This window comes from Haematobacter missouriensis (assembly GCF_000740775.1).
GTDB lineage: Bacteria > Pseudomonadota > Alphaproteobacteria > Rhodobacterales > Rhodobacteraceae > Haematobacter > Haematobacter missouriensis.
On the sequence record NZ_JFGS01000003.1, the window covers coordinates 221734 to 239256 of the forward strand.

21 protein-coding genes are annotated in these 17523 nt (G+C 63.5%); 13 read left to right on the forward strand and 8 right to left on the reverse strand.

Features of this window, described 5'->3' with window-relative positions; all coding sequences use genetic code 11:
- Positions 1-117 precede the first annotated feature (117 nt).
- Positions 118-738: a L,D-transpeptidase gene (locus tag CG51_RS05115; protein ID WP_035742644.1), complete on the forward strand. Its 621-nt coding sequence runs from the start codon at positions 118-120 to the stop codon at positions 736-738.
- Between the two features lie 137 nt (positions 739-875).
- Positions 876-1070 (forward strand): hypothetical protein, encoded by a 195-nt coding sequence (locus CG51_RS05120; protein WP_035742645.1) that lies wholly within the window; start codon positions 876-878, stop codon positions 1068-1070.
- 105 nt (positions 1071-1175) lie between these two features.
- On the opposite strand, the gene hemH is transcribed toward CG51_RS05120, so the two are convergent.
- Both hemH and CG51_RS05130 read right to left on the reverse strand, forming a co-directional pair.
- The gene (gene hemH / locus CG51_RS05125) at positions 1176-2243 is read right to left on the reverse strand and encodes a ferrochelatase (RefSeq protein ID WP_035742646.1); all 1068 of its coding nucleotides are present in this window, start codon (positions 2241-2243) and stop codon (positions 1176-1178) included.
- A 52-nt stretch (positions 2244-2295) separates the two neighbouring features.
- Positions 2296-3117 (reverse strand): methyltransferase domain-containing protein, encoded by an 822-nt coding sequence (locus tag CG51_RS05130; RefSeq protein ID WP_035742647.1) that lies wholly within the window; start codon positions 3115-3117, stop codon positions 2296-2298.
- Positions 3118-3168: 51 nt separating this feature from the next.
- Here CG51_RS05130 and CG51_RS05135 point away from each other — a divergent pair, with 51 nt between their 5' ends.
- Genes CG51_RS05135 through CG51_RS05150 form a run of 4 tightly spaced genes read left to right on the forward strand, consistent with a single transcriptional unit; the run spans position 3169 to position 5466 of the window.
- A complete protein-coding gene (locus CG51_RS05135; protein ID WP_035742649.1) occupies positions 3169-3900 on the forward strand; it encodes a ComF family protein in 732 nt (243 codons plus the stop codon).
- Positions 3901-3933: 33 nt separating this feature from the next.
- Positions 3934-4191, forward strand: a complete 258-nt coding sequence (gene grxC / locus CG51_RS05140; RefSeq protein WP_035742651.1) for a glutaredoxin 3 — start codon at positions 3934-3936, stop codon at positions 4189-4191.
- 4 nt (positions 4192-4195) lie between these two features.
- Positions 4196-5026 (forward strand): carbon-nitrogen hydrolase family protein, encoded by an 831-nt coding sequence (locus CG51_RS05145; RefSeq protein ID WP_035742652.1) that lies wholly within the window; start codon positions 4196-4198, stop codon positions 5024-5026.
- On the forward strand, positions 5023-5466 hold the full coding sequence (locus CG51_RS05150) for a MarR family winged helix-turn-helix transcriptional regulator (protein ID WP_051930057.1): 444 nt from the start codon (positions 5023-5025) through the stop codon (positions 5464-5466). The genes CG51_RS05145 and CG51_RS05150 overlap by 4 nt, the downstream gene beginning before the upstream one ends.
- Positions 5467-5469: 3 nt before the next feature.
- On the opposite strand, the gene CG51_RS05155 is transcribed toward CG51_RS05150, so the two are convergent.
- Genes CG51_RS05155 through CG51_RS19935 form a run of 3 tightly spaced genes read right to left on the reverse strand, consistent with a single transcriptional unit; the run spans position 5470 to position 7458 of the window.
- Positions 5470-6165 carry a flagellar hook capping FlgD N-terminal domain-containing protein gene (locus CG51_RS05155; RefSeq protein ID WP_338085909.1) on the reverse strand — a complete coding sequence of 232 codons (696 nt, stop codon included), beginning with the start codon at positions 6163-6165 and terminating at the stop codon, positions 5470-5472.
- Complete coding sequence (gene fliK / locus CG51_RS19930; protein WP_088239027.1) at positions 6137-6598, reverse strand: flagellar hook-length control protein FliK; 462 nt, start codon at positions 6596-6598, stop codon at positions 6137-6139. The genes CG51_RS05155 and fliK overlap by 29 nt, the downstream gene beginning before the upstream one ends.
- Positions 6599-6618: 20 nt before the next feature.
- Positions 6619-7458 carry a hypothetical protein gene (locus CG51_RS19935; protein WP_143412845.1) on the reverse strand — a complete coding sequence of 280 codons (840 nt, stop codon included), beginning with the start codon at positions 7456-7458 and terminating at the stop codon, positions 6619-6621.
- A 101-nt stretch (positions 7459-7559) separates the two neighbouring features.
- Here CG51_RS19935 and CG51_RS05170 point away from each other — a divergent pair, with 101 nt between their 5' ends.
- The 6 genes from CG51_RS05170 to CG51_RS05195 all read left to right on the forward strand — a co-directional run bounded on the left by CG51_RS05170 (position 7560) and on the right by CG51_RS05195 (position 11157).
- Positions 7560-7817, forward strand: coding sequence for a rod-binding protein (locus CG51_RS05170; RefSeq protein ID WP_035742659.1), 258 nt, complete (start codon positions 7560-7562; stop codon positions 7815-7817).
- Positions 7810-8106, forward strand: coding sequence for a hypothetical protein (locus CG51_RS05175; protein WP_035742662.1), 297 nt, complete (start codon positions 7810-7812; stop codon positions 8104-8106). The genes CG51_RS05170 and CG51_RS05175 overlap by 8 nt, the downstream gene beginning before the upstream one ends.
- A 174-nt stretch (positions 8107-8280) precedes the next feature.
- The gene (locus CG51_RS05180; RefSeq protein WP_035742664.1) at positions 8281-9483 is read left to right on the forward strand and encodes a flagellin; all 1203 of its coding nucleotides are present in this window, start codon (positions 8281-8283) and stop codon (positions 9481-9483) included.
- A gap of 77 nt (positions 9484-9560) precedes the next feature.
- The gene (gene flaF / locus CG51_RS05185) at positions 9561-9938 is read left to right on the forward strand and encodes a flagellar biosynthesis regulator FlaF (protein ID WP_035742958.1); all 378 of its coding nucleotides are present in this window, start codon (positions 9561-9563) and stop codon (positions 9936-9938) included.
- Positions 9935-10333: a flagellar biosynthesis repressor FlbT gene (flbT, locus tag CG51_RS05190; protein WP_035742667.1), complete on the forward strand. Its 399-nt coding sequence runs from the start codon at positions 9935-9937 to the stop codon at positions 10331-10333. The genes flaF and flbT overlap by 4 nt, the downstream gene beginning before the upstream one ends.
- Positions 10330-11157 (forward strand): DUF1217 domain-containing protein, encoded by an 828-nt coding sequence (locus tag CG51_RS05195; RefSeq protein ID WP_035742670.1) that lies wholly within the window; start codon positions 10330-10332, stop codon positions 11155-11157. Before flbT ends, CG51_RS05195 begins: the two co-directional genes overlap by 4 nt.
- Before the next feature lie 77 nt (positions 11158-11234).
- Here the strand turns inward: CG51_RS05195 and CG51_RS05200 are convergent, their stop codons facing one another.
- The 3 genes from CG51_RS05200 to dapE form a co-directional block, all read right to left on the reverse strand.
- Entirely contained in the window at positions 11235-12500 is a 1266-nt protein-coding gene (locus CG51_RS05200; protein WP_084695044.1) for a lytic murein transglycosylase, read from the reverse strand.
- A 96-nt stretch (positions 12501-12596) separates the two neighbouring features.
- Positions 12597-14879: a ribonuclease R gene (rnr, locus tag CG51_RS05205; protein WP_035742675.1), complete on the reverse strand. Its 2283-nt coding sequence runs from the start codon at positions 14877-14879 to the stop codon at positions 12597-12599.
- A 104-nt stretch (positions 14880-14983) separates the two neighbouring features.
- Entirely contained in the window at positions 14984-16120 is a 1137-nt protein-coding gene (gene dapE / locus CG51_RS05210) for a succinyl-diaminopimelate desuccinylase (RefSeq protein WP_035742678.1), read from the reverse strand.
- Between the two features lie 605 nt (positions 16121-16725).
- On the opposite strand from dapE, the gene cysQ reads away from it, so the two are divergent.
- Positions 16726-17520 carry a 3'(2'),5'-bisphosphate nucleotidase CysQ gene (cysQ, locus tag CG51_RS05215; protein WP_035742681.1) on the forward strand — a complete coding sequence of 265 codons (795 nt, stop codon included), beginning with the start codon at positions 16726-16728 and terminating at the stop codon, positions 17518-17520.
- Positions 17521-17523 lie beyond the last annotated feature (3 nt).

Consider the following 17523-nt stretch of genomic DNA (forward strand, 5'->3'; position numbering starts at 1 on the left):
ATTTGCAGCCTGTGACATAGAGCATTAAAGCGCAAATTCTGGGATGACCAGAAGCACACCTGTCAAGGTGACAGGACGCCGCAATCAGATCGTCGCGCGCGGTCGAAGGAGTGAGGGATGAAGAAGTCGCAGGGTTCCGCTTCGGGGATTGGTGTCAGCCGGCGCGTGTTCGTCGGGGGCATGTTGCTTGGTAGCCTCGCGGCGCCAGCCGTCGTTCACGCTCAGTCGAACATGTCCAACTCCACCGAGATGGAAAAACCGCTGTCGCCGACGATCCGGCGCAATATCTCCAGCTTTCGCACGCATCACTGGCAGGACTACTTCAGCAATACCAGGAACGGGGCGATTCTGGTCGATATCGACAGCCGCGCGCTGCATTTCTGGTCGGAGGATCAGACGATCTACCGGCTCTATCCGACGTCGGTGCCGGAGACGGACGATCTGACCCGCAAGGGACGGACCGAGGTGGTGAAGAAGGTTGACGGCCCCTCCTGGCGCCCGACGCCGGCGATGAAGCAGCGCAACCCCGACTGGCCGGACTTCATCGGGCCAGGCCCGGACAATCCGCTCGGCACGCATGCGCTCTACCTCTCCTGGGCCTACTACCGGATACATGGAACGCAGGATACGCGGAAAATCGGGCGGCGGTCCTCCAACGGTTGCATCGGGCTCTACAATGAACATATCGCCGAGCTGTTCGGCATGACCAATGTGGGCACACAGGTGTTGCTAATTTGACGCCTCCTCGGGGGTGTAAGCGATGCTCCGCTCAAACCCTCTTTGCAGGCGCAATTTTCGGTGATTACTGGAGTTTACGAGGCTCGTTTTTCAGGCCCGACCCTGCATAGCGGGGCGGGATATCACTGGAGGTCAACATGAAAAAGATCGCGCTCGCGGCTGCCCTGTCGGTTGCTGCTTCTTCGGCTTTCGCAGGAAACATCAACGCTCCGGTCGTGGAACCGGTCGTCCATCCGGAAGTGGTGGTGCAGGACACGTCCTCCTCCTCGGCCGGTGTGGTCGTGCCGCTGCTGCTCGTCGTGCTGGTCGGCGCGGCTCTGGCTGCGAACTGAGAACCCCGGCAGGCCGGTCGCAGGACCGGTCCCGGACCTGAACTCAGGGGGCGGTGGGCAACCACCGCCCTTTTCCATGGCTGTTCCCGCCCACTTCGGTCTGAGTCAGGCCAGCCACCCTGCCAGGTTCTCTGTCACGATGGCCTCGAGAGCTGCGATATGGGCGGCCTCATCGTTCAGGCAGGGAATGTAGGTAAAGGTTTCGCCCCCGGCCTCCTCGAACGCATGACGGATCTCGCCGTTGATTTCCTCCAGTGTCTCGATGCAATCGGCAGAGAACGCGGGGGCCATCACGGCGATATTGCGGATGCCCTTTCGCGCCAGGACGGCCACATGTTCGACCGTGTAGGGTTTGAGCCATTCCTCCGGTCCGAAGACCGATTGGAAGGTCACGTCCACGGCCTCTTTTTCCCAGCCAAGCCGTTCGCGCAGCAGGCGTGTCGTCTTCTGGCACTGGCATTGGTAGGGATCGCCCGAGAGGTGATAACGCACCGGCATGCCGTGGTAAGAGGTGACAAGCTTCTGCGGTCGTACCGGAAGCGTGGCATAGGCCGTCTCCACAGATCGGGCGAGCGCCTCCACATAGAGCGGATGATCGAAATAGGCGGGCACGGTCCGCGCGGCCGGCTGCCACCTCTCGGCCATCAGGGCGCGGAAGAACTGGTCGTTCGCGGTCGCGGTCGTGGCCCCCGCATATTGCGGATAGAGCGGGAAGAACAGGATGCGGTCGCAGCCTCCGGCCACCATCTCCGCCACCTTGTCGGTCGTGGAGGGATTGCCATAGCGCATGCAGAAATCCACCGTCACGGCATCACCAAAGCGCGCGGCCAATGCGTTGCGCAGCGCTTCCGTTTGATTGCGGGTAATGGTGAGCAGAGGGCTTTCACCCCGGGTCTCGTCCCAGATCAGCTTGTAGTTCGCGCCTGAGGAGAAAGGTCGCTTCGTCAGGATCACCGTCTGCAACAGCGGCTGCCATTTCCACGCGGGATAGTCGATGACTCGCTTGTCGGAGAGGAATTCGTTGAGGTAGCGCCGCATCGACCAATAGTCATATCCATCGGGTGTGCCGAGATTGGCCAGCAACACGCCGATCCGGCGGGGAGGAAGCGCCGGATGGTCTGGCGGTGCGTGCGAGGGGCGAACCGCGAGGGAGGATGGTTTCTGGTCTAGCATGTCGGGTTTCCTGCTGGCGGACAACGGCGAGATAACCGCTGGCCGCGGGATTTCAATTCGTGCCTTTGTCGCGGGGCGCGTTCAACGCATCCTCCAGTCGTTGAAGCGCGGTGCCGGGCCGCAGCGGCTGCTGCTGGCTCGCATCGGGCGCCCAGCCGGTGAGATACACGATCTCGAACGTGGCAGGCAGGCGCCCGTCGGAGAGAGCATAGTTGCGCCCATAGATCTCCGCAGCCATCGGGAACAGCATCCGCGGCGGCGGCGACCTGCGGCGCGCAGCCAGTGCATTCGTCTCCCCCATCGCGCGAAGGTCGCGAAACAGCGCCATGAGATCGCCATAGGTCACCGTCAGCTTCACCCCGTCGGCCACCGGCAACGCAAGGCCCGCGCGGTGAAGCAGCCCGCCCAGATCGCGAATCTCCCCCATCGGCGCCACGCGGGGCGACAGCCCTCCCGTCAGCGCGACCTCAGCCTCCGCCAGCGCAGCGCGGAGTTCGCTGAGCGTCTGGCCGGCGAAAAGCGCGCCCAGAAACAGCCCGTCAGGCCGGAGCGCGCGCCGCGCCTGCACCAGCTGTCCTACCGGATCGGCGGACCAGTGCAGCGCGAGGTCATGGATCAGCAGGTCATGCGCGCTTTCCTCAAGGTCCAGCACCTCTTCATCCGCGACGAATCGGGCATTGGGGAAGGCGTGCCACGCTTCGGGAAAAGCCGTGACGATGGCCGGGTTCGTAAACCTTCTGTTAACCTCTGTCAGTCTCTCCTGCACCTCGTCCGCCACGGCATCATGCAGAAAAAGCGCGGGTTGGTCCTGCTGCGCCCGCTCGCGCTGGCGGAGAAGTTTGGGGCGATCGGTCAGTTGGGGTGGTTGATGCATGAGCCTACCTTGGAACCTGCCGAATCTAGGGGCAGGCTCCGCGCTTTGCAAATGCTCGTCGCGCGGGGAGGGCGCAGGGCTTTGCGCGCGCTCTATCCGCCGCAATGCGTGGCCTGCGCCGCGCCGGTGGCGGAGGACTTCGGGCTTTGTCCGGCCTGCTGGCGGGATGTGGATTTCCTGGACGGCCTGGTCTGCGATGCTTGCGGCCTGCCCCTGCCGGGTGGGCAGGAAGACGGTGTGCTCTGTGACAGCTGCCTGTTCGAACCGCCGGTCTGGGACAGGGCGCGTGCGGTCTTCACCTATGCGGGAACGGGGCGGCGACTCGTCCTGGCGTTCAAGCATGGCGACCGTACCGAACTTCATCGTCCGGCGGGGCGCTGGCTGAGACAGGCGGCGGAACCGCTCCTGCTTCCCGAAACGGTGATCGCGCCGGTGCCGCTTCACTGGATCAGGCTGTTACGGCGGCGATACAATCAGTCGGCCCTGCTGGCGCAGGCACTGGCGCGGGAAACCGGGACGGAATGCGTCGTTGATCTGCTGCATCGGCCCCGCTCCACCGGCAACCAGGACGGGCGCGACAGGGCAGGCCGTTTTGCCAACATGGCTGGAGCGATCTGCTGCACGCCGCGTCGTGCCGCGGTGATCGCCGGTCGCCCGGTGCTTCTGGTCGATGATGTTCTGACATCCGGCGCCACGCTTGCCGCCTGCACCGCGGCGCTCCGGGCGGCGGGCGCGTCGCGCGTCGCCGCGGTTGTGCTCGCACGCGTTGCGAAAGGGGGATAAGCAATTATATCTGGCGCGAACCACGAGGATACCATGGCCGATATCGAGATCTACACGACGCCCACTTGCCCCTATTGTGCCGCAGCAAAGCGGCTGCTTGGCAAAAAGGGCGTCGCCTACCGTGAAATTGACGTGTCTCGCGATCCCGATCTGCGCAGCGCGATGACCCGTCGGGCGGGCGGGCGGCATACGGTGCCGCAGATTTTTATTGGTGATGTGCATGTCGGCGGCTCCGACGATCTGCACGCGCTCGAGGCCGCCGGTCGCCTCGACCCGCTGCTCAAGGGCTGAGGGGATGCGCGCAGCCCTTGTTCAGCTCAACGTCACCGATCTGCCCGATGAAAACCTTCCCGGCATCTTGGCGTTCATCGATCAGGCGGTGGCTGGCGGGGCGGAGTTTGTGTTGACGCCGGAGGTGACGAACTGCATCTCCACCGACCGGGCTCACCAGCATGCAGTGCTGCGCCATGAGGAAGACGATCGCACGCTCGCCGCGCTTCGCGCCCGCGCGCGGGACCACGGGGTCTGGCTGCTGATCGGCTCGCTCGCGCTTCTGACGCACGACCCGGATGGCCGTTTTGCCAACCGCTCCTTCCTCATCACGCCGGAGGGGGAGATCGCCGCGCGCTACGACAAGATCCACATGTTCGACGTGCAGGTCTCCGAGACGGAAGTGTATCGGGAATCCTCTGGCTATCGGCCCGGCGATCGGGCGGAGGTGGTGGCAACGCCGTTCGGCAAGGTTGGCTTGTCGATCTGCTACGATCTGCGGTTTCCCTATCTGTATCGTGCAATGGCCAAGGCAGGCGCGGAAATTCTTACGGTTCCTGCCGCCTTCAATACCACGACCGGTGCCGCGCATTGGGAGCCTCTGCTGCGGGCCCGTGCCATAGAGACGGGCTGCTTTGTTCTAGCGCCCGCGCAGACGGGCACGCATGTCGAGCGCAAAGGACCAGGGCGGAGAACCTACGGTCATGGGCTTGTCGTCGCTCCCTGGGGAGAGGTTCTGGCGGATGCGGGGACGGAGCCGGGGGTGACGTTCGTCGATCTTGATCTTGCGGAAGTGCGCAAGGCCCGCGGCAGAGTACCCTCTCTCGACCATGACCGGGCTTTTGCGGGACCATGACGCGGCCGGACCACGAGCCACTGGGCGCCCTTCTTTTCAGCGAAATCTACATGGTCGATCAGCTTGCGCGGACCTTGCTGTCAAAGGCTCTGCCGCGAGGGATGGAATTGTCGCATTTCGCTGTTCTGAACCACCTCGCCCATCTGAACGAAGAGCGCACACCGGCACAGCTTGCCCGGGCCTTCCATGTCACCCGTGGCGCGATGTCCAACACCATTTCCAAACTCGAATGGGCGGGCCATGTTCATGTGCGCCCCGACTGGGACGACGCACGTCGCAAGTTTGTGGCCATCAGTCCTGCAGGCCGCGCGGCGCGCGACGCTGCCTTTGCCGCGATCTCTCCGGCCATGTCACGCACGGCGCGTGCGCTCGGCACAGAGCGGGTGCGCGCGGTTCTCCCTGTTCTGCGGGAGTTGCGCATGCGGCTGGAGGAGGGTTGAGGTTCATCCCGGTTCTCGCATGGCGACCACCTGATCGGCGCTGAACTGCGCACCCCCCCGCAGGATAAGCTGGACGGCGCCGTTGGTATTGGCCCGTATCTCCTCAACGCGCTGATAAACCGGCACGCTCTCCGTCGTGAGCGGCGTTGTCCCGGAAAAAGACTGGACGCTGAAACTGTAGCGGCCCGGCGGGAGCGGGGTCTCCCCCGACAGGCTTCCGGCCCAGGTCACGGCATTCCCATCCATCGGGAAATCCTCGCGTGAGACAATGTTTCCGCCGCTGTCCCGGACCAGCAGAACGGCACGATCTGCCCCTGCCAATTCCGGGGGAAGAAGGGTCAACGGCACACCATCGTAAGCCGCGGGAGAGGTTACTGCCACCTCCTTGCCCAGCCAATTGGAAAAGCCGGATACCCCCCCGAGCCCCGGACCAGAGGCCAGCCCCTCCAGAAGCTGGTTCGTCCGCATCTGCTGCTCGACGCCCGAAAATGTCGCGAGCTGTACGGCGAATTCACTGGATTCCATCGGGTTCAACGGGTCCTGATTCTGCAGCTGCGTCGTCAACATTCGAAGGAATGTCTGAAAATCGGTGCTGGCGAAGCCTCCGGCCGACGAACTTGGCGTTCCGGTGCTGCGCTGCGTTGTCGTACCTGCAATGTCCACTTTGTCCTCACATGCGCAAATCCAGCCGGTCCTCACCAGCCAGGCTTTTTCTAGAAGCGGGTTCGATCGTCACGGCAAACTGGGCCTCGACGGTCCCCGATCTGAGCGGACTACGCCGGTCATGTCTCTTTTCGCCGCCGAAATGGAAACTGACTTCGCCATAGCCCTGCTGCCGAAGATCCCGCTGAAGTTCTGCCGCCTGACGCTTTGCCGCGTCCAGAGAGTCCGCGCGGCTCGAATCAACCTCTATGCGGACACCACTTGGTGTTTCGTGGATCTTCAAGTCCAGTCGCCCGAGATCCTTGTCATCCAAGGAAAGCTCCATCACCTCGCCGTCCTGCCGCAAAAGCAACCGGTGTGTTTCCTGTGCGACCGGCGCGGGTGGCGAGAAAAAACGGGGACGGGTTTCGTTCGCGCCTTCCGGGTGCCGGTCAACCCTTCCGGACTCGCGGAAAACATGCGTTTCCACCGCTTCTCCATCCGGATTAATCAAAGCCTCACGATCCAAAGCGTGTTCTGGACTACTTTCCTGGTTGTCGGTGTCAGCTGCATCCTGACCGGCCTCAATCGTGGACAAATCGGCTTGCCGGATCTGAAGGGGGCTGCCAGCCCCGGCGGCATCGTCGCGGTGATCTCGGGCGGGCTCATTTCCCTTACCGGCGCGTCGCGTCCTGCAATATCATCCTGATTCTGCGTTTGAAGCGAGGGGTTGTTGGCTATCGGCGGTGTTGACGGCCCGATAACGGCGGGCAGCTTGCTTTCTATAATTCCCTGTGAGTTTACCGATTGCTGAAAATGCGGTTTCTTAGAAAAAAAACCCTCCGATATTTTTTCATCCACCGGCGTGAATCCCCGCATTATTCCCGGTCCGGCCACCCTTGAGGAAAAATTCGGAAAATCAAGAACCGCGATCGCAAAACCACCCTCCGCCTCCTTCGGCCGCTCCATCTCCTCGTCTGACCGCGCATGGTTTTCCATGCCTGTCTCCGCGGCACTTGACCAGTCCCTGAGCTGAATCTCCTCAGTTTCAACTACTTGCGACGGAATATCCTGAGGGACGGGTGAAACCGGCATAGCCGGATAGTCAATATCAATTTCAGTCGAGATCGAATCTTGATCAGGCGCCACCGCATCGAGGCGGATAGAGAACGGAATATGGTGGACAGGATTTATAAATGTCCTTGGTTCGAGTGTAGCTTTGCCGGAATTGGTGGGCTGCGCTTCAATCTCATCTTCAAAAACTGGACCTATCGGAAGCTCGCATGCAGCAGGCGACAACCCGGCATCTGTCGTTGGGGCGATAGTTGAAAGAAGAGCAATGGCGTCCATCGTAGGCCTCGCTTTGTGCTGCTCCATAATGACCGGGGGAAGTTACTCAATCTTTACCGCTGCGCGTTAAATATGGTGGCAACGGGTGAAAGGAGCTCTCAATGGAAGTCGATGGAATACCAGATCAGTCAAGGATACTGAAACTGCGCGCTGCGGCGGCCGCGCTGGAGGGAGCTTTTCTCGCGGAAATGCTCAAATCTGCCGAAGTGAAGTCCGATTTGGGCGGCGGTGCGGGCGAGGCGCAGTTCGCATCCTTCCTACGCGAAGCCCAGGCCAAGCAACTTGTATGTGCGGGGGGGGTGGGCCTTTCGGAGAGTCTCTTCACCGCGTTGATTAACTCGGAGAGCAGCCATGTGTGATGCGCTTGCACTTATGGAGGCAACGCGTGAAGCGATTGTCATCGGTCGATTTGAACAACTGACGGTTCTGATCGATGCGACAGATGACCTGCTGTCGCATCTTCCATGTGCTTCAGAAGAAGAACTCGCGATGATGCGCTCCCGCGCTCTTCGAAATCAGGGGCTTATCCGGGCGGCGTTGACGGGCTTGCGACTATCAGTATCGCTCAACGGGTCCTTTTCTGCTTATGGGACCGATGGGCGCCGCATCACGGACAGCACGGGTCCTGCCATCGAGCGAAAAGCCTGATCGTTAGAATGCAAGATATTCTCTGCGACGCTTTAGCAATTCGTTAGAGATTCGGCTGCATTATGAACAGGCATCCAGAGGGATGGCGCGGAAAAATCCGCATCGGGCAGAAGGCCGGACCAGCCAGTTCAAGGCGCAACGGGCGCAAAACGCGACCTTATCAGGGGAATTCCTATGTCCAGCATTCTTACGAACTCGAGCGCGATGGTCGCCCTTCAGACGTTGAAAGGCATCAATAGCAGTCTTGCTAAAACTCAGGACGAGATCTCCACCGGGAAGTCGGTTGCTTCCGCCAAGGATAACGCCGCCGTCTGGGCCATTTCCAAGACGATGGAATCCGATGTGGCGAGTTTCAAAGCGGTGTCGGACGGTCTGTCCCAAGCGAAGTCCACTATCGCCGTTGCCCGAACCGCGGTTGAATCGATTGCTGAAGATCTGACTTCGATCAAAGGCAAGATCGTCGCCGCGCAGCAGGGGACCGGGTCTGCCGAACTGCAAAAAGACATCGAAGGGATTATTGCGAACATCAAGTCCACGATCAGCACGGCGCAGTTCAGCGGGATCAGTCTGCTGGAAGGAACGGGATCGGTCGACTATTTGGCATCTCTGGACCGCAGCTCCGATGGATCTGTGACACCGACCAAGATCAGCGTCGCGAAACAGGACCTGTCCATAGGAACCTATACCGCGAAGGCCGCCTTCACCGGTTCGGACGGGGTGTCGACGGGAGCGGATACCTTCGCGACCACGGTGGATGGTGGCGGGTCGAGCACCAATATCGTCATCGACAACAATACCGATGCGTTGGCCGCTGGTGACCGGATCTCTGTGACTATCGGCGACAAGACGGCGAGCTATACCGTCACCGCCGACGATGTCGCCTCCTCGACCCCGGCGGATCTGGTCGCCGTTGGTCTGAAGGGCGCGGTCGAGGCCTTGGGCATCGAGGGTGTCAGCCTTGACTACGACAGCGGGACCCCGGGCACGCTGGTGCTGACCAACAATGGAGGGGGCGACCTTGCCGTCTCCGGCCGCTTCCAGAATGCAGGCAGCGGCGGCTTGGGCGCGCTCGATTCCATTGATGTGAGCACCGCCGCCGGGGCTGCTTCGGCGCTGACGGCGATCGAAGGACTTCTCGATACCGTGAAGACCGCTGGCGCGACGCTGGGCTCCACTGAGAGTCGTGTCGAAAAACAGGCGAATTTTATCAGCAAGCTGTCCGACGCCCTGACACAAGGCATCGGCGCCATGGTGGACGCAGATATGGAGGAAGCTTCCGCGCGGCTGCAGGCGCTGCAAGTGCAGCAGCAACTGGGGATTCAGGCGTTGTCCATTGCGAACTCTGCGCCGCAGAATGTGCTGTCGCTCTTCCGCTAATATCGTCCGCGGCGGGGCCTATGCCTCGCCGCGCCTTTTTCCGAGCGTTGAGCCATGTGTCGCTGAAAGGATGCATCTTGAACGCAATCGAGAAGGCGCGAAGCGCCTACGCGCGAACCGAGCCCATGTTGGGAACGGAACGCGATATGGAATACGAAGCCTTTGCAAGGGCGACACGGCAACTCCGTGCCGCGGTCGCTTGCGGTCGTTCGGGTTTCCCGGCGCTCGTCCAGGGGCTTCACGACAATCGCAGACTGTGGACCGTATTGGCGACGGATGTCGCGAGCCAGGGCAATGGATTGCCCGCCGCGCTCCGAGCACAGATCTTCTATCTCGCGGAGTTCGTGAGGGTTCAGAGTGATCGTGTATTGAGCGGTACCGCCGAAGTGGAAGCGCTGATCGAGATCAATATGGCTGTCATGGCGGGTCTCCGCCAACGGGGGACGAGCTCTTGAGCGGGCTGGTTCTTAAACTTGCTCCGGGAGAAAGGCTGCTCGTCAACGGGGCCGTGATTGAAAACGGTGACAGAAGATCCCGTTTTTCGATCATCACGCCAGGCGCCCATATTCTCCGGCTCCGCGATGCGCTTCATCCCCGGGAGGCGACAACACCCGTCAGTCGGGCCTGCTATATGGCGCAGTTGGTTTTGTCCGGCGACGCGACGGAGCAGGCGACATGTACCGAACTTTTGGCGGCGATAGATCAGCTCGATAATGTGATGGCGGATGCTGCCAGCCGGCTGCTACTGTCACAGGCGCGGCAGAGTGTCGCTTCACATCAATACTATGCGGCTCTTAAAACGCTTCGCGGGTTGTTGCCGGGGGAAGCGCGGCTTCTGGCTGAACCATGAGCTTCGGTCCTGTCATTCCCGTTGGTGGATATGCCGGATGGCGGTTCCTTCAGCGTACAGTGGAAGCGCAAAAGGAAACTTTCGTCACGTCCGCAAAAATTCAGCGCGACGAGGCCTATTTCAGAGAACGCATCAGCGGAATTTCCAGCGCAGGGGAGTTGGTCGCGGACCGGCGCCTGCTTCAGGTTGCTCTTGGCGCCTTTGGGCTGGGCGACGACATTGGTAACAAGTACTTCATCCGAAAAGTATTGGAAGATGGGGTCAGCGAGCGGACCGCGCTCGCCAATAGGCTTTCCAACAAGGCCTATGCCGAGATGGCATCGACCTTTTCCTTTACCGAGGATCCGCCTTTCACCCAGAGGGAAGGTTTCGCAGATGCGATCCTTGCCGCATACAAGACCCGCGCATTCGAAGCGGCAGTGGGGGAAAGCAATGATGACATGCGGCTCGCGATGAATGCGCAGCGCGAGCTGGAAAGACTGGCGGAGCGACCGGCATCGGACAACACTCTTTGGTATGCGGTCCTGGGATCGAAGCCGTTGCGTACCGTTTTCGAGCGGGCGTTTGCCTTACCGGCGAGCTTCGGCGCGCTCGACATAGACCTGCAACTGCGAACGATGAAGAGCCGGGCGCAGAGCACGCTTGGCCAGAGTTCGATCAAGCAGTTCGCCGATCCCCAACAATCCGAAGTGCTGATCCGTCGCTTCCTCCTGATGTCCGATCTTCAGTCGGGATCGTCGCAAAACGCCCCCGGCGCGGGGGCGCTCGCCCTTTTGCGGGGGCAAGGGAGCGCGGCCTCCCTGCTTTCCATCCTGCGGAGGTAGCCCACCACGGAGTGATCCTGCACCGCGAGGGCAGGGACCAAAGCGGGCGCGGGCGGAAACCCGCCTCATTGAGACCGTTAGCGCAGGCGATCGAGCAGATCGTAGGAGGGATAGCCGTCCGGTGTCATACCGCTCGCGACCTGATAGCCCCGGATGGCCGCAATCGTATCGGGGCCGATTTTGCCATCCGCGCTCCCGGGATCGAAACCGGCACGGGCAAGGCGTTGCTGCAACTCCGTTCTCTCCGATTGCGTCAGCGCCCGGTCCGTTCTGGGCCATGCGGTGAGGAAGGGACCGCCACCCTTCAACCGGTCGGAAAGGTGGCCGACACCCAGCACGTAGCTGTCGGCGGCGTTGTAGCGCGAGATGGCGCGGAAGTTGTTGAAGATCAGAAAGGCCGGGCCATTTGCGCCGGCCGGCTGAAGCACGGACGCCGCGCCATGATCCCGCAGCCTCGTGCCATCGGCAGAGCGGATGCCCAGAGAGGACCATTCCGCGACACTCTTGCGCGTACCCTTGCCCGCGAGAGAATGGTTGAACCCGGCAGGAAGCACCACCTCCACCCCCCAGGGCTGGCCGCGCGTCCAGCCGGAGCGCGCCAGATAGGCGGCGGTGGAGGCGAGTGCGTCAGAGGGATCGTCGGACCAGATATCCCGCTTGCCGTCTCCATGGAAATCCACGGCGTAGAGCAAATAGCTCGTCGGGATGAACTGCGTATGGCCCATCGCCCCGGCCCAAGAGCCGGTCATGTGCCGGGCATCGACATCGCCTGCCTGAATGATCTTCAGCGCGGCGACGAGCTGTTGTTCGAAGAACGCGCCGCGCCGTCCGTCATAGGCCAGGGTGGCAAGCGAAGGAATCACCGGCATGGTTCCCCGGTGGCTGCCATAGGAGCTTTCCATGCCCCAGACCGCGACGACCACCTCCCGCTCCACACCGTAGTGGGCCTCGATCTCATCCAGCACGCGGCGGTTCTCGGCCAGCGCCTTACGCCCGTTCTCGATCCGCGTGTCGGAGACGGCGCTGTCCAGATATTGCCAGATGGTGCGGGTGAACTCTGCCTGATTGCGGTCGCGCTGGATCACCTCCGGCACGTAGCCCACGCCCGCGAAGGCAGTGTCGAAGGTCCGGGGCGATATCCCCTGGGCCATCGCCCGCCCCCGGAAGCCCGAGAGCCAGCTGTCGAAGCCCTGATCCTCCACCATGTTCAAGGCCTGCGCCGCAGCGGGCGCGCGCGGGAAATCACGTGTTTCCGCGGAGGACCGCGATACCCAATCGGACGACCCGCAAGCCGGAAGTGCGACGAGGCCGGCCACCGCGAAGGCGGTCAAGGAATTGCGCATACTGTCACCTGCTCGATATTCTTTTTGTTGCGCAGATGGTAGCAACGGCAGACCGATCTGCAAAGCGTCGCGGTGGTCGCAGGTGGAATTTTCGTCCTATCTTTCCCGCTTGCGTCGGGTGAGCTTGCGGGAAGTCGCGTCCTTGCGCACCTTGGCGGGGCCGGGCTTCCGCCCCTTGGGTGGGCCTGTACGCCGACCGCCCGGGCGCCCGCCTGTCCGCGGGCCGCGCGGCAGCTCATTATCCTCCAGGGTCAGCAGGTCCAGCACCAAGCCGCCGGTCACCGGTACGGCTTCCGCCAGCCGGACGGTGACACGCTGGCCGAGAGAGAGCGTGAGGCCGGTCTGATCGCCCATCAGCGTCTGGCTGTCGGCGTCGAAATGGAAATACTCATGCCCCAGCGCGCGGATCGGGATCAGCCCGTCCGCCCCGGTCTCGTCCAGCCGGACGAAGACACCGAAACGTGTGATGCCGGCGATGCGGCCAGCGAATTCATTGCCCACCCGTTCGGACAAATAGGCGGCGAGGTAGCGGTCGGTCGTGTCACGCTCCGCCGCCATGGAGCGGCGTTCCGTCTCCGAGATATGCTCCGCCGTGGCCTCCAGCTCCTCGATATCGGCGGGGCTGAGGCCGTCCTTGCCCCAACCATGGGCAGAGATCAGCGCGCGATGCACGATGAGGTCGGAATAGCGCCGGATCGGCGAGGTGAAATGCGCGTAGGATCGCAGCGCCAGCCCGAAATGACCGAAATTCTCCGGGTGATAATAGGCCTGAGTCATCGACCGGAGGGTGGAGATGTTCAGAAGCTGGTCGAACGATGTCCCCTCCGCTTGTGCGAGCAGATTGTTGAGATGCCGGGTCTGAAGCACCTGTCCCTTCGCCAGCGTGAAGCCGGAAGCCTCCGCCACCTCCCGGAGTGCGTCGAGCTTCTCAGGCGAGGGCTCCTCATGCACGCGGAACAGCAGGGGACGGCGGCGCTGGATCAATTCCTCCGCCGCGGCGACATTGGCGAGGATCATGAACTCCTCGATGAGCTTGTGCGCGTCGAGCCGGTCCCGGAAGGCGACCGAGGCGACGCGGCCGTCTTCCGTCAGGATGATCCGCCGCTCCGGCAGGTCGAGGTCCAGCGGCTGACGGCGCGCCCGCGCGGCGCTGGCGGCGGCGTAGGCGGCGTAGAGCGGGCGGATCACGCGGTCCAGCAGCGGTTCCGCCTGCGCGTCGGGCGCCCCGTCCTGCGCGGCCTGCACCTGCTCATAGGTCAGCGACGCGGCGGAGCGCATGAAGCCTCGCACGAAACGGTGGCTGATCTTGTTGCCCTCCGCGTCGAGCCGCATCCTGACGGCGATGCAGGGGCGCGCAACCCCTTCGTGGAGCGAGCAGAGGTCGCCCGACAGTCTGTCCGGCAGCATGGGCACCACACGGTCGGGGAAGTAGGTGGAATTGCCACGTTCACGCGCTTCACGGTCGAGCGCGGAGCCGGGTTTCACGTAATGGGCCACATCCGCGATGGCCACCCAGACGATATGGCCGCCGGGGTTGCCTTCATCGCTGTCCGGCTCCGCATAGACCGCGTCGTCATGGTCGCGGGCATCGGCGGGGTCGATGGTGACGAGGGGCATGTCGCGCAGATCATCCCGGCCGCGCGCGGTCGCGGGTTTCATCGCATCGGCCTCGGCGATCACGCTGTCGGGAAAGGCGTCGCGGATGCCGTGCTGATGGATCGCGATGAGCGAGACGGCCTTCGGGGCCGAAGGGTCGCCCAGCCGTTCGATGACGCGCGCCTGCGGCAGACCCATGCGGGCGCGGTGGCCAAGCTGCTCGGCCTCCACCAGCTCGCCATCCTGTGCGCCCTGCGTGGCGGTTGCGACCACGCGCCAGTCGCGGTCGGCGCCCTTGTCGATGGGCACGATGCGACCGCCCTCCGTCTCCTTGCGGAAGACGCCGAGGATGCGGCGCGGGTTGCTGCCGATCTTGCGGATCAGGCGGGCCTCGTAATGATGGTCCTCCGCCCCCGCTTCCACAACGCGGGCAAGAATGCGGTCACCAGGGCCGATCGCGGGGTCGGTCTTGCGCAGCACCATGAGGATGCGCGGCTCCGGCCCGTCGCCCTGCCATTCCAGCGCCCGGGCAAAAAGGTCGCCGTTGCCGTCGGGTTTCAGCACCTCCAGAATGGAGACGGGGGGCAGTTTCTCCGCATCGCGGTAGCGGCTCCGTTTCCGCTCGAGCTGCCCTTCCGCCTCCAGCTCTTTCAGGATGCGTTTCAGCTCGACCCGCTGATCGCCCTTCACGTTGAAGGCTTTCGCGATGTCGCGCTTGGCCGAAAGGCCGGGATGTGCGGCGATCCACTCAAGGATCTGGGATTTGGAGGGCAGCGGGTTCATGCACACGCCCTACCACAGGCTGCGGGTCCGGTCATCCGGGAAACCGGCGACGGGGGCAGCGGGTTCGCCGTATTTTCACTGCTCCCACAGCGGCCGCGGAAGCCTCAGGCGAAATAATCCCGCAGGATGCGGGCATAGATCGCCTTCAGGCCCACGATCTGCGCGACCTCCACCCGCTCGTCCACCTGGTGCATCGTCTTGCCGACCAGCCCGAATTCCACCACGGGGCAATGGCGGCGCACGAAGCGCGCGTCGGACGTGCCCCCTGTGGTGGAGAGTGCGGGGGCGATGCCCGTCTCCGCCTCCACCGCACGGGCGATGAGGTCGGAGAGGGGACCGGGCGGCGTCAGGAAGGCTTCTCCCGAGACCTTGGTGCGCATCCCGAAGGTGATGCCGGTTTCCGCTGTCACCCGGTCGGCCTCCTGGCGGATCCAGTCGGTGAGGCTTTGCGAGCTGTGGGTGTCGTTGAAGCGGATGTTGACCGTCGCCCGTGCTTCGGCCGGAATCACGTTGGTGGCCTTGTTGCCCGTATCGACGGTGGTGATGGCGAGGGTGGAGGCGTCGAAATGGTCCGTGCCGGTATCGAGCCTGTGGCTCGCCAGCCGGTCGAGCAGCCGGACGAGGCCGGTCAGCGGATTCCTCGCGCGGTGGGGGTAGGCGGAATGGCCCTGCACGCCCTGTGCGGTCAGAAAGGCGCTCATGGAGCCCCTCCGGCCGATCTTCATCATGTCGCCCAGCCGCTCCGGGCAGGTGGGCTCGCCCACGAGGCAGACATCCATCCGCTCGCCCTGCACCTCCATCCAGTCGAGGATCGCGGTGGTCCCGTCCACGCCGTCGCCTTCTTCGTCTCCCGTCAGCGTGATGACGATGGAGCCGTCGGGCGGCGTTTCCTGCACGAAGTCGATGGCGGCCGCGACGAAGGCCGCGACGCCCGATTTCATGTCGGTCGCGCCGCGTCCCCAGAGTTCCGGGCCGACCACCTCTCCGCCGAAGGGATCATGGCTCCAGCCTTCGCCGGCGGGGACCACGTCCGTATGCCCGTTGAAGCCGAAGCTCCGCCCGTTTCCGCCCGTGCCCCAGCGGGCGAACAGGTTGGCGATGCCATTACGGTCCACACGTGTACAGGCGAAGCCGGCCTCCGTCAGCACCCGCTCCATGAGGAGGAGCGCGCCGCCCTCCTCCGGGGTGACGGAGGGGCAGCGGATCAGTTCGGCTGTGAGGGCTACGGGATCTGTTGGCATGGGCGACCTCCTGCTGTCGGGAGAGGGAGTAGCGCGCCCGGGGCGGGGTGGGCAATGCTTCCCGCGCCGGTCGCGTCTGTCTGCGCGAGTGAATGGCCGTCTGCCTTTCTCGCTGCCCGTCTGGCTCCGTCCGCCCGCCTGTCTGGGCCTGCTTGCCAGACCGTCCTCGGTCTGCCCCCTGTCCGCCGGGCCACTGGGATCGACTGTCTGACATCCTCACCGCCAGCATGACGGTCACCGCCCCCGACCGTCATCTCCGCAAGATGCCCTTCTGCAGCGGCGTGCGGCAGGTCCAGCGGCTGCGCGCCCCGAGCCGCATCATCAGGACCTGACGTTCCAGGTCTCCGAAACGAATGTTGTCGCCCAAGACGCGGCGCGTAGCCTGCGTCGCTCATCATGGATGTGGCAGAGAGGATGCCTCTGAAGCCGCGTGCCGCGCCGCGCCCTCTCCGGCCCCTTATCCGGTGGCCCTTATTATATGACGGGGTAGGGGCATTGCCGTGCCTCATTGTGTTTGTTGGTGTTTTTCGACGGCCCCGTGTCTGCCTGCTTGCCCCGCATGCCTCTGCGGCGCTATCAGGCGCGGAGCGAAGGAGTGAGACGCCATGGACTTCGACCTGATTGAGCGTATCTTTCGCGACCTTGCACTTGCGGCGGGGCGGGAGATCCTTGCGATCTATGACAGTGGAGCGCTCGGCACACGGGCCAAGGCCGACGAGAGTCCGGTGACGCTGGCCGATCTCGCCGCCGACCGGGTGATATCGGAGGGGCTGCGCGCTGCCTTCCCGGACCTGCCGCTTGTGACGGAGGAGCAGGCCGCGACCCATGCGGCGCAGGCGCGGACCTTCCTCATCGTCGATCCGCTGGACGGGACAAAGGAATTCGTGCGCAGGCGGGCGGATTTCACCGTGAACATCGCGCTGGTGGAGGAGGGGCGGCCCGTTCGCGGCGTGGTCTATGCCCCCGCGCGGGAGCGGCTTTTCTACACCGACGCGGCGGGCCGCGCGGTGGAAGAGGAGGGTCCGTTCGGCCCGCGCCCCGGCCCGCTCCGCCCTTTACATGTGCGCAGGCCCGACAATGACGCGTTGACCGTCGTTGCCTCAAAGTCCCACAGGGACGCAGCGACGGAGGATTATATTGCGCGCTACAGGGTTGCAGCTTCGGAGGCGGCAGGGTCTTCGCTGAAATTCTGCCTCGTCGCGGCGGGGGAAGCGGATCTCTATCCGCGGCTCGGCCCGACGATGGAATGGGATACGGCGGCGGGGGATGCCGTTCTCCGTGCCGCGGGGGGGGAGGTGGCGCGTCTCGACGACCTCTCTCCGCTGACATATGGCAAGCCGGAGTTTCGCAATCCGACCTTTGTCGCCTACGCTCCGGGCGTCGTCCTCCTTCCAGCCTGAGGT

Bases quoted from the DNA above. Each gene is read 5' to 3' on its own strand.
- CG51_RS05115 (WP_035742644.1), top strand. From the start codon at position 118: ATGAAGAAGTCGCAGGGTTCCGCTTCGGGGATTGGTGTCAGCCGGCGC.
- CG51_RS05120 (WP_035742645.1), top strand. From the start codon at position 876: ATGAAAAAGATCGCGCTCGCGGCTGCCCTGTCGGTTGCTGCTTCTTCG.
- hemH (WP_035742646.1), bottom strand. From the start codon at position 2,243: ATGCTAGACCAGAAACCATCCTCCCTCGCGGTTCGCCCCTCGCACGCA.
- CG51_RS05130 (WP_035742647.1), bottom strand. From the start codon at position 3,117: ATGCATCAACCACCCCAACTGACCGATCGCCCCAAACTTCTCCGCCAG.
- CG51_RS05135 (WP_035742649.1), top strand. From the start codon at position 3,169: ATGCTCGTCGCGCGGGGAGGGCGCAGGGCTTTGCGCGCGCTCTATCCG.
- grxC (WP_035742651.1), top strand. From the start codon at position 3,934: ATGGCCGATATCGAGATCTACACGACGCCCACTTGCCCCTATTGTGCC.
- CG51_RS05145 (WP_035742652.1), top strand. From the start codon at position 4,196: ATGCGCGCAGCCCTTGTTCAGCTCAACGTCACCGATCTGCCCGATGAA.
- CG51_RS05150 (WP_051930057.1), top strand. From the start codon at position 5,023: ATGACGCGGCCGGACCACGAGCCACTGGGCGCCCTTCTTTTCAGCGAA.
- CG51_RS19935 (WP_143412845.1), bottom strand. From the start codon at position 7,458: ATGGACGCCATTGCTCTTCTTTCAACTATCGCCCCAACGACAGATGCC.
- CG51_RS05170 (WP_035742659.1), top strand. From the start codon at position 7,560: ATGGAAGTCGATGGAATACCAGATCAGTCAAGGATACTGAAACTGCGC.
- CG51_RS05175 (WP_035742662.1), top strand. From the start codon at position 7,810: ATGTGTGATGCGCTTGCACTTATGGAGGCAACGCGTGAAGCGATTGTC.
- CG51_RS05180 (WP_035742664.1), top strand. From the start codon at position 8,281: ATGTCCAGCATTCTTACGAACTCGAGCGCGATGGTCGCCCTTCAGACG.
- CG51_RS05195 (WP_035742670.1), top strand. From the start codon at position 10,330: ATGAGCTTCGGTCCTGTCATTCCCGTTGGTGGATATGCCGGATGGCGG.
- CG51_RS05200 (WP_084695044.1), bottom strand. From the start codon at position 12,500: ATGCGCAATTCCTTGACCGCCTTCGCGGTGGCCGGCCTCGTCGCACTT.
- rnr (WP_035742675.1), bottom strand. From the start codon at position 14,879: ATGAACCCGCTGCCCTCCAAATCCCAGATCCTTGAGTGGATCGCCGCA.
- dapE (WP_035742678.1), bottom strand. From the start codon at position 16,120: ATGCCAACAGATCCCGTAGCCCTCACAGCCGAACTGATCCGCTGCCCC.
- cysQ (WP_035742681.1), top strand. From the start codon at position 16,726: ATGGACTTCGACCTGATTGAGCGTATCTTTCGCGACCTTGCACTTGCG.